We start from the raw sequence: 13,392 nt of genomic DNA on the forward strand, positions 1-13,392 counted from the left end.
GCCACCCACCGCCCTCAGAAGGAGTCGCACATGTCCGTCATCACCCGCGCCGAACGCGGCGCGCGCACGAAGCTCCCCCCCGAGCAGCCCTCGATCCCGCAGCGCAAGGGCGGCACCGCCGGGTATTGGCTCTACCTCCTCCCGGGGTTCGTGCTCCTCCTCGTCATCGTCATCATCCCGCTCATCTTCAACGTCTATCTGACGTTCACCAAGTGGCGCGGCGTCCGCACCCCCGAGTTCATCGGACTCGAGAACTGGGTCAAGATCTTCACAGACGAAGACTTCTGGACCTCCTTCACGAACTCCGTCTGGATGGTCCTCGCGATGGTCGTGATCCCCACGACGATCGGCCTCATCGTCGCGGCGCTCCTCTTCGACGTCGTCGGCCGCAAGTTCGGCGGCAAGGTCGGCAGCTTCCTGCGGGCCACCTACTACCTTCCCCAGATCCTCCCGATCGCCGTCGCCGGCATCGTGATCGGCTGGATGTTCCGCCCGGGCGCGACGGGGTCGGTGAATCAGATACTCGCCGTGTTCGGCATCCCCGCCTATGACTGGCTGGGGCAGATGCCGTCCGCGCTGCTCGTGCTCATGGGCGTCCTCGTCTGGGTCCAGCTCGGCTATCCGATCGTCGTGTTCATGGCTGCGCTCCAGCGCGTCGACCCCGAGCTCTACGAGGCGGCGGAGCTCGACGGTGCGAACTGGTTCCAGCGATTCTCGGCGATCACCATGAGCATCATCAGGCCCGAGATCTTCGTCGTGACGCTCACATGCACGATCGCCGCGCTCAAGGTGTTCGGGCCGGTGTACATCATCACGCAGGGCGGTCCTGCCGGCGCGACGCTCGTGCCCGCCTACTACGCGTACACCGAGTTCTTCACGAAGCGGAACATCGGCTACGGCGCGACCATCGCAACGGTCCTCACGATCCTCGTCGTGGTGGTCTCCATCATCTTCATCCGGGTGCAGAACTCGATGGAGCGCAAGGAAAGGGCGGGGCTCTGATGGCTGCCACGACCGCAATCATCACGCAGGGCAAGACCCGCGTGCGCCCACGCGGCGGCATGACGAAGAAGCGTGCGATCGACTGGCTGCTGTTCGTCGCGGTCATCCTCGGCGCCCTCGTCGTGATGGTGCCCTTCTACCTGATCCTCGTCAACGCCTTCAAGACGCCCGTCGACTACGCGACGTCCGGTCCGTTCGCGCTGCCGCAGGCGATCGACTTCACCGGCATCCAGGCTTTCTGGGAGCGCGTGAACTTCCCGCAGAAGGTGTGGAACTCGATCTTCATCTCGGGCGTCGTCGCGGTGCTCGCGGTGGTGATCTCGCTGCTCAACGCCTTCGCGATCGGCATCGGACGCGTCCGCGGACGCTCCTGGATCGTGCTGCTGTTCCTCATGGCGAACCTGCTGCCCCAGGAGGCGCTGCTCTACCCCCTGTACTACATGTTCAAGTCGGTGGGTCTCTACGACAGCGTGTGGTCGGTCATCATCGTCTTCACGGTGATCCAGGCGGCGTTCGGCACCTACCTCCTCGCGTCGGTGCTCGGCACCTTCCCCAAGGAGGTGCTCGAGGCCGCATCGATCGACGGCGCCACCCGCTGGCAGATCCTGTGGCGGGTCGTCTACCCGATCACGCGACCGACGCTCTCGGTGCTGCTCATCTTCTTCTTCATCTGGACCTGGAACGAGTTCCTCATTCCGCTCACGTTCCTGCCGTCGAACGCGAGCCAGACCGTTCCCGTCGCGGTCAGCGTCCTGACCGGAGACCGGCTCATGGATGTCACCACGACGGCCGGAGCGGCGCTGCTGAGCATCATCCCGACGATCATCTTCTTCCTCATCTTCCAGCGCACGCTCACACGCGGCATCACGGCAGGAGCAGTCAAGTAATGAAGTTCACCGACGGGTTCTGGCAGCTTCGACCCGGAGTCACCGCCCTCTACGCCCAGGAGGCGTACGACGTGTGGGAATCGGCCGCCACGGCCGACGGCCCCGGACTGGTCATCACCGCTCCCACCGCGGTCATCGCCAAGCGCGGCGACACGCTCAACCGTCCCGTGCTGACCGTGACGCTGTCGTCGCCTCTCGAAGGGGTGGTGCGCGTGCGCGTCGCCCATCACGAGGGCGGCGCATGGCACGGCGGGTTCGCGCTCCCCGGAGCTGTCGAGGGCGGAGCGGGCGCGGCATCCGTCACTCCCGGCGGCGGGGAGCTGGTCACCGGCCGACTCACGGCGCGCGTCTCGCAGGGTGCGCCGTGGGCGCTGTCGTTCGAGCACGACGGTCGCGTGCTGACGTCGAGCGGTCACAAAGCCGAGGGGTACGTGCGGCTCGCCGCCGACGCGCAGGTGGAGACCGGCGTCGTCGGCAATGCGCGCGGCGCATCGCCCGCCCCCGAGGAGCGGGTGTTCGTGCACGAGCAGCTCGACCTCGGCGTCGGCGAGGTCGTCTACGGCCTCGGCGAGCGGTTCGGCCCGGTCGCGAAGAACGGCCAGACCGTCGACGTCTGGAACGCCGACGGCGGCACCTCGAGCGAGCAGGCGTACAAGAGCATCCCGTTCTACCTGTCCAGTCGCGGATACGGGGTGCTCGTCAACGACCCCGGCCACGTGTCGTTCGAGGTCGGCTCGGAGGCGGTCGAGCGCGTGCAGTTCTCGGTGCCGGGCGAGGTGCTCGAGTACTTCGTGATCGACGGTCCGACGCCCAAGGACGTGCTCGAGCGCTATACCGCGCTCACGGGTCGCCCGCCGATCGTGCCCGCCTGGTCCTATGGCCTCTGGCTCTCGACGTCGTTCACGACCGACTACGACGAGGCGACCGTCACCTCGTTCATCGACGAGATGGCCGCGCGCGAGCTGCCGATCTCGGTCTTCCACTTCGACTGCTTCTGGATGCGCGAGTTCAACTGGTGCGACTTCGAATGGGACCCGCGCACCTTCCCCGACCCCGACGGCATGCTCGCGCGACTGCACGAGAAGGACCTCCGCGTCTGCGTGTGGATCAATCCGTACATCGGGCAGCGCTCGCCGCTGTTCCGCGAGGCCGCCGACCGCGGCTTCCTCGTGAAGCGCGCCGACGGCTCGGTCTGGCAGTGGGATCTGTGGCAGGCCGGCATGGGGCTCGTCGACTTCACGAACCCCGACGCGACGGCGTGGTACCAGGGCCACCTGCGGCGGCTGATCGACCAGGGCGTCGACTGCTTCAAGACCGACTTCGGCGAGCGGATCCCCGTCGACGTCGAGTGGGCGGACGGCTCCGACCCGCTGCGCATGCACAACCTCTACACGCAGCTCTACAACGAGGCCGTTCACGCGGTGCTCGTCGAAGCGCGCGGCGAGGGCGACGCCGTGCTCTTCGCGCGGTCGGCCACCGCCGGTGGCCAGACGATGCCCGTGCACTGGGGCGGCGACTCCACGTCGACCTTCGCGTCGATGGCCGAGACCCTCCGCGGCGGACTCTCGCTCGCCTACAGCGGCTTCGCGCACTGGAGCCACGACATCGGCGGCTTCGAGGGCACGCCGGATGCCGCGGTCTTCAAGCGGTGGACCGCGTTCGGCCTGCTCGGCTCGCACTCCCGCTTCCACGGCTCCGGCTCGTACCGCGTGCCGTGGGCGTTCGACGAGGAGGCCGTCGAGGTCACGCGGCGCTTCACGCACCTCAAGATGCACCTCATGCCGTATCTGTTCCAGGCGGGAGCGGATGCCGCGGCATCCGGCATCCCGATCCTCCGGCCGATGCTCCTCGAGTTCCCCGACGACCCGGCGGTGCTGCACCTCGATCGGCAGTACATGCTCGGCGGCGACATCCTGGTCGCGCCGGTGTTCTCGGCCGAGGGCGAGGTCGACTTCTACCTGCCCGACGGCGAGTGGACGAGCCTGCTCACGGGGGAGACCGTGACCGGCGGCCGGTGGCGACGGGAGACGCACGGGTTCGACAGTCTGCCGCTGTACGTGCGTCCCGGCGCCGTCCTCCCGTGGGGCGCCCGGTCCGACCGCCCGGACTACGACTACCTCGACGGTCTCCAGCTGCGGGTGTTCCCGGGCGGATCGGGCACGCGCACGATCACCGTGACGACGCCCGACGGACGCACGCAACAATTCACGGCCGACCTCTCCGCGGTGACACGATGACATCCGTGACTTCTCCTACCGTCGTGCAGGGGAGCCCCGACTACCGGGACTCCGGCCTCGTCTTCCCGCCCGGCTTCACCTTCGGCTCGGCGACCGCGTCGTATCAGGTGGAGGGCGCGGCGAACGAGGACGGCCGCGGCCCGTCGATCTGGGACACCTTCAGCAAGACGCCCGGCAAGGTGTGGAACGGCGACACCGGCGACGTCGCGTGCGATCACTACCACCGGCTCGACGACGACCTCGACCTGATGAAGAGGCTGGGCCTCGGCGCCTACCGCTTCTCGATCGCGTGGCCGCGCATCATGCCCACCGGGACCGGCGCGGTGAATCAGGCGGGCATCGACTTCTACTCGCGCCTCGTCGACGGCCTGCTCGAGCGCGGCATCCGTCCGGTTGCGACGCTCTACCACTGGGACCTGCCGCAGGCGCTGGAGGATGCCGGCGGCTGGCCGGTGCGGGCGACCGCCGACGCGTTCGAGCGCTACGCCGAAGTGATGGGCGCCGCGCTGGGCGACCGCGTCCACACCTGGACGACGCTCAACGAGCCGTGGTGCTCGGCCTACCTCGGCTACGGACAGGGCGGCCACGCTCCCGGACGCCACGAGCCGGCATCCGCACTCGCCGCCGTGCACCACCTCAATCTCGCGCACGGTCGTGCCGTCCAGGCGCTGCGCGCGACCTCGACGGGCGACCCCGACTACTCGATCACGCTGAACTTCCACGTCCTGCGCGGCGTCGGTGACGGCGCGGCCGAGGCGATGCGCCGCATCGACGGGCTCGCCAACCGCGTCTTCACCCACCCTCTGCTGAAGGGCGAGTACCCGGCGGACGTGGTCGAGGACACCGCATCCGTCACCGACTGGGCGTTCGTGCAGGACGGCGACCTCGACGCGATCCACCAGCCGATCGACGTCCTGGGCGTCAATTACTACTCGACCGCGACCGTGCAGCTGTGGGACGGCGTCTCGCCCAAGCAGATGAACGACGGGCACAAGGGCGCCGCGGGCGGCACGGCGTGGCCGGGCAGCGACCAGGCGGTCGAGTTCGTCGAGCAGCCGGGCCCGTACACCGAGATGGGCTGGAACATCGCCCCCGAGGGACTGGAGGAGCTGCTGCTCGCGCTGAAGGCGGAGTTCCCCGATCAGCCCCTCATGGTCACCGAGAACGGCGCGGCCTTCGCTGACGCGGTGGCCGAGGACGGCTCGGTGCCGGACCCGGAGCGCCTCGACTACCTGCGCCGGCACTTCACCGCGGCCCACCGGGCGATCGAGCAGGGCGTCGACCTGCGCGGCTACTTCGTGTGGTCGCTGCTGGACAACTTCGAGTGGGGCTACGGATACGCCAAGCGATTCGGCATCGTCCGCGTCGACTTCGACACGCTCGAACGCACCGTGAAGGACAGCGGCCTCTGGTACTCGCGCCTCGCGACGACCGGAGTGCTCCCCGACTGAGCGCGACCCGGGATGTCGCTGTGCGAAGGCCGCGACATCCCGGGTGCGCGCGTCCGCACGTCTCCGGCCGGGCTTACGCTGTGCGGGTGACCGAGATGCGCTTCACGCACGAACCGGATGCCTCGCGCTACACGCTCCACCGCGGCGACGACCTCGTGAGCGTGCTGGACTACCGCGACGACGGGAGCACGGTCGCGATGACCCGCGCATACACCGTGCCGACCTTTCGCGGGCACGGCTACGCGGGTGAGCTCGTGGACCGCGCGGTCGCCGAGCTCGAGCGCACGGGCGGCCGCCGGGTGATTCCGGTCTGCTGGTATGTCGCCGACTGGTTCACCGCGAACCCGGGGCGCGGCGAGATCCTGGCCGACCGCCGCTCGGCGTAACCCGCGCGGCGCAGCCCGCTCGGCGCAGCCCGCGCGGCCCTATGCTGGCCGCGTGCACATGGAAGAGGTCTTCACCGCCGTGGCCGTCGGCTTCGAGGCGGTCGGCGCGGCCGCGATGATCGTCGGCTTCGTCATCGCGATCGTCCTGGGCGCCCGCTCCCTCGCCCGGCACGAGGGCGGCACCGCCGCGTTCACGATCCTGCGCACGACCCTCGGCGCCGCGATCCTGCTCGGACTCGAGGTGCTCGTCGCCGCCGACCTCATCCGCACGATCACGTCCAAGCCTTCGCTCGAGGATGCGGCGATCCTCGGCATCATCGTGCTCATCCGCACCCTCCTGTCGATGTCGATCCAGATCGAGATCGAGGGCACCCTCCCGTGGCGTCGCGCGCTGCTGCGCAGCGGCGGCCAGATGGTCGGGGATGCGGTCGCACGCGACCGCGCCGCGCAGGCCGCCGTCCCTGCCGACCACCCCTGACACCCCCTTCCGTTTGTGCGGGCGAAAGTACGCCTGGCGCGGCGTGCAGGCGCACTTTCTCCCGCACAAACGGACGTAGGTCAAGCCCCTCTTGCGCAACGGGCTCGCGCGTCAGGCTGGAGTCGGACGAGAGGAGAGACATGGACCGCGACCTGCCCGATGGCGTCATCGACGCCGATCCGCCCGGTGGCTGGGACGAAGTGGGGGACGAGGAGGCGGAGGAGCGAAACTCCGACGCCGACCAACTCCTGACGGATGCCGCGCTCCGCCCCGACGATCCCGTCGAGGGTGAACACGCACGACAGGGTGCCGACCCCGATCTCGCGGCCGGCGCCGACCGAGGTGACGAGGAGCCGTGATGACGACGCACGAGAAGAACGAGAACGAGACCGCCCCGCCGGACCCGCCGGCGCCCGAGGTCGCGGCCACCGGGTCCGACGAGCCACAGGCCACCGAGGCGCCTGCGGGTGATCTACCCGCGCGCGACGAGGCGAGCCATCAGGCGGTCGGCATCGGCGTCGTCGAATCGGGCGACGGGGCCGACCACTACGGCCAGGATGAGGGGCGCGAGACGCTCACGGCTGGCCAGGCGCAGCGCCAACCCGGCGCGCTCGGCACCGAGCAGGAGCAGCGCCTTCCGGCGATGTCGCAGAACGACGCATCCGCCGTGGAGAAGGTGTCGGGAATCGTGGCACAGACGCGGCAGGATGTCGGGACCGAGTCCGTCGAGCGGATCGCCCAGGTCCTCGCGCAGCGGCTCGACCAGTCAGGGGTCTCCTTGCCTGACGCGGAAGTGCACGAGCTCGCGCAGCAGATCTCGACCGGCGACGCGTCAGCACCCGACCAGTCGTGACCGGCCGATCCTGACGGCGCCACCGCGGCGCGATTCGCGCCGCCCACCCCCCGGAACGGGCGGGCGGCGCGAAGCGTCAGGCAGCAGCGCAGGCGGCCGTGCACACCTCGGCGGGCGCGAGACGCACCCCGATCGGGCGAGCCCAGGCGGCGCGTCGGAGACGCGGCCGCGGCGGGACGGCCGCCGCCTCGGCGGCGCGTCGCTCGCGGATCGAGACGAGGAGCGCGAGTTCGCGATCGCGGGCCCAGGTGTCGTGGCGGTACTGCTGTTCGGCGGCGGTGACGAGCGAGAGCATGGTTTCCTCCGTGTGTTCCGATGACTCGAACGTACGCCGGGGGTCCGACATTGCCGGTTCCCGTGGAGGTGGCAGGAATCCGCGCGAGAGCGGCAGTTCTCAGTCGTCGCCGACGAAGGCGCGGATGAGCGCGGCGGCGGGTCCGGCATCCCGGATCATCGTCTCGTGACCGTGGCCGGAGACCTCGGCGAGCCGCCCGTCGGGGAGGGCGGCGACGATGCGCTCGCACCATCCGCGCGGCGCGACGAGGTCGTTCTCGCCGCGCAGCACCAGGGTCGGCGCGGCCACGCGGGGGAGGACGTCCTCGGGGCGGTGCGCGAGCATCGCGCGGAACTTCCTGCTCAAGCGAGGTCCCGCCCGGACGTACTCCCGCGCTCCGACCGCGATCACCTTCGGGCTCTCCACCGCGAGGTCGCGCAGCAGCCGGCCGATCTGACGCGGCGCGGTGCGGGCGGTCGGGTCGACCGTCGGGCCGACGAGCACCAGCTTCGCCACGGCATGCGGATGCCGCGCCGCGACCTCGAGCGCGACCTGCGAGCCCATCGAGTGGCCGATCACCACGGCCGGTCCGTGGACGGCCGAGTCCAGGTAGGCGGCGACGAGGTCGGCGGTGCGCTCCATCGTCAGCACCCGCGCCGGTTCCGGAGCCTCGCCGTACCCGGGGAGGTCCACCATCACGACCTCGCGGGCATCGTCGAGGTGCGTCGCCAGATCGGCGAAGACGCTGCGCCCCATGCCGATGCCGTGGATCAGCACGTACGGCGGATGCCCGAACCCCCGCCGCTCCACGACCAGGGTCGCTCCGGCGAACGCGAATCGTCGAGCAGAGGCCATCGCAGAAGCCTAGGCGACGCTCATGCCGCGCCGGGCTGGTCGCGCAGGCCCACGCGATCGGGGATGTCGAACTGGACCCGGCGCAGCCAGTCGGGCTCGGGCCACGGTCGCGATGCCGGCAGGGCGCGAAGCCGCGCCCGCACCGCGGAGTCGGCGGCCTCGACCGGCAGCACGCGTGACGGGGCGCGCAGCGCGAGGGCGCCCAGCCACCAGTGCCGCCACGTGCCCTCGATGGACTCCGGACCCGCCACGACGTAGTAGTCGGGCATCACGGCGTCCCCGGCCCGGAACAGACCGAGCAGCGTCTCGACTTCGACCTCGAGCGTGCCGAGCGTCGCCTTCTCCTCGTAGAGCTCGACCCACGCCGCGGCGACGTGCTCGAGCGGATCGGCGTCGTGGACCACGTACGGGCTGGATGCCGCGGCGACCGCCCGCGTCGCGTCCGCCGGCTCCGCCTCGCGCAGCGCGAGCGCCGCGATCGCGGGGAAGCGCGCGAGCCCGCAGAGGAGCTCATCGCTCCCGGTCCCCACGAGGGCGACGACGGTGGAGCGAGGTGCGGAATCCGGTGAGGGCGCCATGATCCACGATACGTCCGGCGCGGGCTCCGGGCGCCGAGGCAGCGCCGCGGCATCCGCTCTTTTCGCCCGGAGCACCACCGTCGCCAGGTCGGATCCGAAGGTGTACCGTGCCGCCGCGCACGCTCGCCGTCGGCCCCGCCCGGCCAGCCTCGGCCGCGATGTCGGAGCGCGAACGTACGGTGTGATCATGCGGATCCTGCATACCTCGGACTGGCACATCGGGCGGTCGTTCCACGGCCACGCCACGCTCGATGCGCTCCGCGGCGTGCTCGCCGCGCTCGTGGCCCAGGTGCGCGAACGCGAGGTCGACGTCGTGATCGTGGCCGGCGACGTCTTCGACTCCGCAGCGCCCGCCGCCGCGTGCTACGGACTGCTGACCGACACCCTCCGCGGCCTGTCCGATACCGGAGCGACGGTCATCGTCACGAGCGGCAACCACGACTCCGCCGCCCGGCTCGGGTTCCAGTCCGCGCTGCTGCGCGACGGCATCCACGTGGTGACCGATCCGCTGTCGATCGGCACGCCGATCACCGTCTCCGACGACGCCGGTCCCGTCCACTTCTACGGCATCCCCTTCCTCGAGCCGGCCCTGGTGCGCCACCTGTGGCCCGAGGCCGAGCTGCGCTCGCAGCGGTCGGCGGTCGAGCACGCGATGGACCTCGTGCGCGCCGATGCGCTCGCGCGCGGCGGCAGGTCGGTCGCCGTCGCCCACTGCTTCGCCGCGGGGGTGGATGCCACGCCCGGCGTCGAGCGCGAGATCCGCCAGGGCAGCCTCGACGTCGTGCCGCTCTCCGCGTTCGACGGACCCGACTACGTCGCGCTCGGACACATCCACGGCCGGCAGCAGCTCTCCGAGACCGTGAGGTACGCCGGTGCTCCGCTGCACTACAGCTTCGGCGAGGGCGACAAGCCGCGCGGGTCCTGGCTGGTCGAGCTCGACGCCGACGGATTCGCCTCGGCCGAGTGGCTCGACCTTCCCGTGCCGAGACGACTCCGCACGCTCCGGGGCACACTCGACGAGCTGCTGTCCGACGCCCGATTCGTCGACGCCGAGGACGACTGGGTCTGCGCGCAGTACACCGATGCGACGCCGCAGCCCGATCCCATGCGACGGCTGCAGACACGGTTCCCGTTCTGCGCGACGGTCGTCCACCTGCCCGAAGGCGTGCGCGAAGACGACGGACTGAGCTACTCGCGCCGAGTGCGGCAGGCGCGCTCCGACGCCGAACTGGTCGATGCCTTCCTCGTGCACGTCCGCGAGGGCGAGGGAGCGTCGGCCCGCGAGGCCGAGGTCGTACGCGACGTGATCGACGAGCGAACCCTGATCGAGGCGACCGCGTGAGGCTGCATCGACTCGAACTCGCCGGCTTCGGGCCCTTTCGCGAGACCCAGGTCGTCGACTTCGACGCGTTCGCCGGCGATGGCATCTTCCTCATCGCCGGGCGCACCGGCGCGGGCAAGTCGAGCGTGCTCGACGGCGTCACGTTCGCGCTCTACGGCGGGGTGCCCCGCTACGACGGATCGGAGCGACGTCTGCGCAGCGATCACTGCGCGCCCGACGACCCCACACGAGTGACGGTGGAGTTCACCGCCGCCGATCGTCGGTGGCGCGTCACGCGCTCGCCCGAGTACGAGCGGCCGAAGCAGCGCGGCTCGGGAATGACGACCGAGCCCCACCGCGCGCAGCTCGACGAACTCGTCGAGGGCGAATGGATCGGCCGCGCCGCCCGGCCGGTCGACGTCGCCCGCGAGCTCGACGAGATCCTGGGACTCAGCCAGCAGCAGTTCCTCCAGGTGATCCTGCTCGCGCAGAACAGGTTCGCGGAGTTCCTGCTCGCGAAGAACGACGAGCGTCAGCGTCTGCTGCGTCGCCTGTTCGGCACGCGCACGTACGAGGGGTACCAGGCCTCGCTCGAGCAGCGCCGCAAAGACACCGAGCACGCCGTCGCGTCCGCCGGAGACGGCGTCGAGCTCCTCGTGGGTGAAGCCGAGCGCGTGCTCATCGCCGACGACCTCGCCGGCGGCGATGAGCCGCCCACGAGTCTCGCCGCACGGCTCGAGTCCGCCGGGGTCGGCGTACAGCGCGCGGTCTATCGCGCCGACACGCTCGCACGCGAGCGCGACGCCGCCGACGAGGGGCATCGCCGCGCCGAGTCCGCGCACGCCGCCGCGAAGACGCTCCGCGACAGGCAGGAGCGGCGTACGCGGTCGCGCGAGGCGCTCGTGCGGCTCGAGGAGGCGGAACCGACCGTCGGCGCGGACCGCCTCGCGCTCGCGCACGCGCTCGCGGCCGAAAGCCTGCGAGCGTACCTCGACGCAGCGGCCGCCGCCGCCGTGGCGGCATCCACGGCCGATGCGGCGGTGAGCCGGCTGCGATCCGAGTGGCAGACGACGGATGCCGCGGCTCACGCCGAGACGGTCGAAGAGCTCGCCGCGCTGGTCGACGGGCTGACGGGCGATCTCGCCGTCTGGGCGGCGGCCGAGACCTCCGAGCGCGAGCTCGACAAAGCCGTGACGCGGCTTGCCGAGGCTCGGTCGACGGCCGTCGAGTTCGAGCGTGCCCAAGACGCGCTCGATCAGGCGCGCGCCGCGTTCCCCGCGCGGATCGCCGAGATCGACGCGGCGCTGCCCGCGGCCCATGCGGCCGCATCCGCGCTCGATGCCGTCGTGCTTCAGCGGACTGAACTCGCCGCGCGCCTCGACGCAGGGCGCGAGGCCGAGCGATTGAGCGGCGCTGCGCGCCAGGCCGAAGCCGCGTATCTCGCGGCGAGCGGTCACCACGACACTGCTCGCGCCCTCGTCACGACGCTGCTGCGACGGCGCCTCGCCGGTCACGCGGCCGAACTCGCCGGCGGCCTCGTCGACGGCGAGCCCTGCGTGGTGTGCGGCGCGACCGCGCACCCGGCCCCGGCGCCGGCATCCGACGACCCCGTCTCGGACGACGAGATCGCCGCCGCCGAGGCGGAACGGGATGCCGCGGCGCTCGCCGAGACGGCGGCCGCGGACGCGGCGCGCGTCTCGCGCGACGCACTCGCCGCGGCGGCCGCCCGCGCGGGCGGTGACGGAACCGACGTCCTTGCCGCGTCGCTGGCCCGCGTCGAGGCCGAGGTCATCGCCGCCGAAGCCGCCGTCGTCGAGCGCGATCGGCTCGCCGCCGAACGCCTCGCACTCGGCTCGGCCGAGGCGGAGGCCCGTTCTGAGCGCGAGACCCTGGCCGCCGAGCTCGCCCGCGTTCGTGAGCGGATCGCCGTGCTGGCGAGCGAGACCGACTCGATCCGAAAGCTTGTGGACGAGGCACGCGCCGACTTCGCGTCGGTCGCCGAGCGCATCGCGCACGCGCGCGCGCTGAGAACACTGGCGGCGTCGCTCGTCGAAGCGATCGGCGGCGCCGTGAGCGCCCGTGCGGCGGCGCGTCGCGCCGACGCGGAGGTCGCCGCCCGGATCAAGGCATCCGTGTTCGCCGACGTCGACACCGCGGCCGCCGCGCTGCGCACCGCCGCCGAGCGGTCGGCGCTCGACGATCGGGTTCGCGAGCACGAGGTCGCGCTGCGCACCGAGCGCGAGCGGCTGCGCGAACTCGAACTCGAGCTCGCCGGTGAACCCGACGAGCCGGTGGACATCACCGCGACCGCCGACGCTCTCGCGGCCGCACGCGAGCGGTGGAGTGCGGCCGTCGACCGTGCGGCGCACGCCGCCCAGACCTCGGAGCGCGTCGGCGACCTCGTAGCGCGCGCGACGGCCGCCCACGCGGCCATCGCGGGGCTCGCCGAGGAGCACGCCGTCGTCGCCCGGCTGGCGAACACGCTCAACGGGCGCGCCCCGAACACGCACCGCATGACACTCGAATCCTTCGTGCTCGCGGCCGAACTCGAAGAGATCGTCGAGGCCGCGAACCTGCGCCTGTCCGACATGTCGTCCGGTCGCTACCGCCTGCAGCACAGCGATGCCCTCGCCGCCCGCGGCGCGGCGTCCGGTCTGGGTCTCGAGATCATGGACGCCCACACCGGGCTGTCCCGGCCCGCGCAGTCGCTCTCCGGCGGCGAGACGTTCCTCGCCTCCCTGGCCCTCGCGCTCGGCCTCGCCGAAGTGGTCACCGCGCGGGCGGGCGGAGTCCGCCTCGACACCCTGTTCATCGACGAGGGATTCGGTTCGCTCGACGACGACACGCTCGAACTCGCGATGCGCACGCTCGACGAGCTCCGCCAGGGCGGTCGCACCGTCGGACTCATCAGCCACGTCGCGGCGATGAAAGAGCAGATCCCTGCGCAACTCGCGGTGGTGGCCGCACCGCACGGACCCAGCACCATCTCGCAGGCCGAGTTCGCCGTCGCCTGAGGGGCCATTGCCCCCTCCGATACACGGGTGTATGGTCGCGCCAGATCGGTCTGGGG

Annotated in this window: 13 protein-coding genes; 10 read left to right on the top strand and 3 right to left on the bottom strand. The window is 71.3% G+C overall.

Features of this window, described 5'->3' with window-relative positions; all coding sequences use genetic code 11:
- The first annotated feature begins 30 nt into the window (after positions 1 to 30).
- From OL358_RS08955 to OL358_RS08990, 8 genes are all read left to right on the top strand, one after another.
- Positions 31 to 1,002 (top strand): carbohydrate ABC transporter permease, encoded by a 972-nt coding sequence (locus OL358_RS08955; protein ID WP_264709634.1) that lies wholly within the window; start codon positions 31 to 33, stop codon positions 1,000 to 1,002.
- On the top strand, positions 1,002 to 1,889 hold the full coding sequence (locus OL358_RS08960) for a carbohydrate ABC transporter permease (RefSeq protein ID WP_264709635.1): 888 nt from the start codon (positions 1,002 to 1,004) through the stop codon (positions 1,887 to 1,889). Before OL358_RS08955 ends, OL358_RS08960 begins: the two co-directional genes overlap by 1 nt.
- The gene (yicI, locus tag OL358_RS08965; protein ID WP_264709636.1) at positions 1,889 to 4,126 is read left to right on the top strand and encodes an alpha-xylosidase; all 2,238 of its coding nucleotides are present in this window, start codon (positions 1,889 to 1,891) and stop codon (positions 4,124 to 4,126) included. The genes OL358_RS08960 and yicI overlap by 1 nt, the downstream gene beginning before the upstream one ends.
- Positions 4,123 to 5,577: a glycoside hydrolase family 1 protein gene (locus OL358_RS08970; RefSeq protein WP_264709637.1), complete on the top strand. Its 1,455-nt coding sequence runs from the start codon at positions 4,123 to 4,125 to the stop codon at positions 5,575 to 5,577. Before yicI ends, OL358_RS08970 begins: the two co-directional genes overlap by 4 nt.
- Positions 5,578 to 5,672: 95 nt before the next feature.
- Positions 5,673 to 5,963, top strand: a complete 291-nt coding sequence (locus OL358_RS08975; RefSeq protein ID WP_264710263.1) for a GNAT family N-acetyltransferase — start codon at positions 5,673 to 5,675, stop codon at positions 5,961 to 5,963.
- A 58-nt stretch (positions 5,964 to 6,021) separates the two neighbouring features.
- A complete protein-coding gene (locus tag OL358_RS08980) occupies positions 6,022 to 6,441 on the top strand; it encodes a DUF1622 domain-containing protein (protein ID WP_264710264.1) in 420 nt (139 codons plus the stop codon).
- A gap of 140 nt (positions 6,442 to 6,581) precedes the next feature.
- On the top strand, positions 6,582 to 6,800 hold the full coding sequence (locus OL358_RS08985) for a hypothetical protein (RefSeq protein WP_264709638.1): 219 nt from the start codon (positions 6,582 to 6,584) through the stop codon (positions 6,798 to 6,800).
- Positions 6,800 to 7,294 carry a hypothetical protein gene (locus tag OL358_RS08990; RefSeq protein WP_264709639.1) on the top strand — a complete coding sequence of 165 codons (495 nt, stop codon included), beginning with the start codon at positions 6,800 to 6,802 and terminating at the stop codon, positions 7,292 to 7,294. The genes OL358_RS08985 and OL358_RS08990 overlap by 1 nt, the downstream gene beginning before the upstream one ends.
- A gap of 76 nt (positions 7,295 to 7,370) precedes the next feature.
- On the opposite strand, the gene OL358_RS08995 is transcribed toward OL358_RS08990, so the two are convergent.
- The 3 genes from OL358_RS08995 to OL358_RS09005 form a co-directional block, all read right to left on the bottom strand.
- The gene (locus OL358_RS08995; RefSeq protein WP_264709640.1) at positions 7,371 to 7,589 is read right to left on the bottom strand and encodes a hypothetical protein; all 219 of its coding nucleotides are present in this window, start codon (positions 7,587 to 7,589) and stop codon (positions 7,371 to 7,373) included.
- A 99-nt stretch (positions 7,590 to 7,688) separates the two neighbouring features.
- Complete coding sequence (locus tag OL358_RS09000; RefSeq protein ID WP_264709641.1) at positions 7,689 to 8,423, bottom strand: alpha/beta fold hydrolase; 735 nt, start codon at positions 8,421 to 8,423, stop codon at positions 7,689 to 7,691.
- Positions 8,424 to 8,443: 20 nt separating this feature from the next.
- The gene (locus OL358_RS09005; protein ID WP_264709642.1) at positions 8,444 to 9,001 is read right to left on the bottom strand and encodes a hypothetical protein; all 558 of its coding nucleotides are present in this window, start codon (positions 8,999 to 9,001) and stop codon (positions 8,444 to 8,446) included.
- Positions 9,002 to 9,188: 187 nt separating this feature from the next.
- On the opposite strand from OL358_RS09005, the gene OL358_RS09010 reads away from it, so the two are divergent.
- Together OL358_RS09010 and OL358_RS09015 are read left to right on the top strand one after the other, a co-directional pair.
- Positions 9,189 to 10,343: an exonuclease SbcCD subunit D gene (locus tag OL358_RS09010; RefSeq protein ID WP_264709643.1), complete on the top strand. Its 1,155-nt coding sequence runs from the start codon at positions 9,189 to 9,191 to the stop codon at positions 10,341 to 10,343.
- Complete coding sequence (locus tag OL358_RS09015) at positions 10,340 to 13,336, top strand: AAA family ATPase (RefSeq protein WP_264709644.1); 2,997 nt, start codon at positions 10,340 to 10,342, stop codon at positions 13,334 to 13,336. Before OL358_RS09010 ends, OL358_RS09015 begins: the two co-directional genes overlap by 4 nt.
- Positions 13,337 to 13,392 lie beyond the last annotated feature (56 nt).

The organism is Microbacterium sp. SSM24, from assembly GCF_025989145.1.
Lineage (GTDB): Bacteria > Actinomycetota > Actinomycetes > Actinomycetales > Microbacteriaceae > Microbacterium.

Coding starts and splice junctions, on each gene's coding strand:
- OL358_RS08980 (WP_264710264.1), top strand. CDS start 6,022: ATGGAAGAGGTCTTCACCGCCGTGGCCGTCGGCTTCGAGGCGGTCGGC.
- OL358_RS09000 (WP_264709641.1), bottom strand. CDS start 8,423: ATGGCCTCTGCTCGACGATTCGCGTTCGCCGGAGCGACCCTGGTCGTG.
- OL358_RS08960 (WP_264709635.1), top strand. CDS start 1,002: ATGGCTGCCACGACCGCAATCATCACGCAGGGCAAGACCCGCGTGCGC.
- OL358_RS08970 (WP_264709637.1), top strand. CDS start 4,123: ATGACATCCGTGACTTCTCCTACCGTCGTGCAGGGGAGCCCCGACTAC.
- OL358_RS08955 (WP_264709634.1), top strand. CDS start 31: ATGTCCGTCATCACCCGCGCCGAACGCGGCGCGCGCACGAAGCTCCCC.
- OL358_RS09010 (WP_264709643.1), top strand. CDS start 9,189: ATGCGGATCCTGCATACCTCGGACTGGCACATCGGGCGGTCGTTCCAC.
- OL358_RS08990 (WP_264709639.1), top strand. CDS start 6,800: ATGACGACGCACGAGAAGAACGAGAACGAGACCGCCCCGCCGGACCCG.
- yicI (WP_264709636.1), top strand. CDS start 1,889: ATGAAGTTCACCGACGGGTTCTGGCAGCTTCGACCCGGAGTCACCGCC.
- OL358_RS08975 (WP_264710263.1), top strand. CDS start 5,673: ATGCGCTTCACGCACGAACCGGATGCCTCGCGCTACACGCTCCACCGC.
- OL358_RS08985 (WP_264709638.1), top strand. CDS start 6,582: ATGGACCGCGACCTGCCCGATGGCGTCATCGACGCCGATCCGCCCGGT.
- OL358_RS08995 (WP_264709640.1), bottom strand. CDS start 7,589: ATGCTCTCGCTCGTCACCGCCGCCGAACAGCAGTACCGCCACGACACC.
- OL358_RS09005 (WP_264709642.1), bottom strand. CDS start 9,001: ATGGCGCCCTCACCGGATTCCGCACCTCGCTCCACCGTCGTCGCCCTC.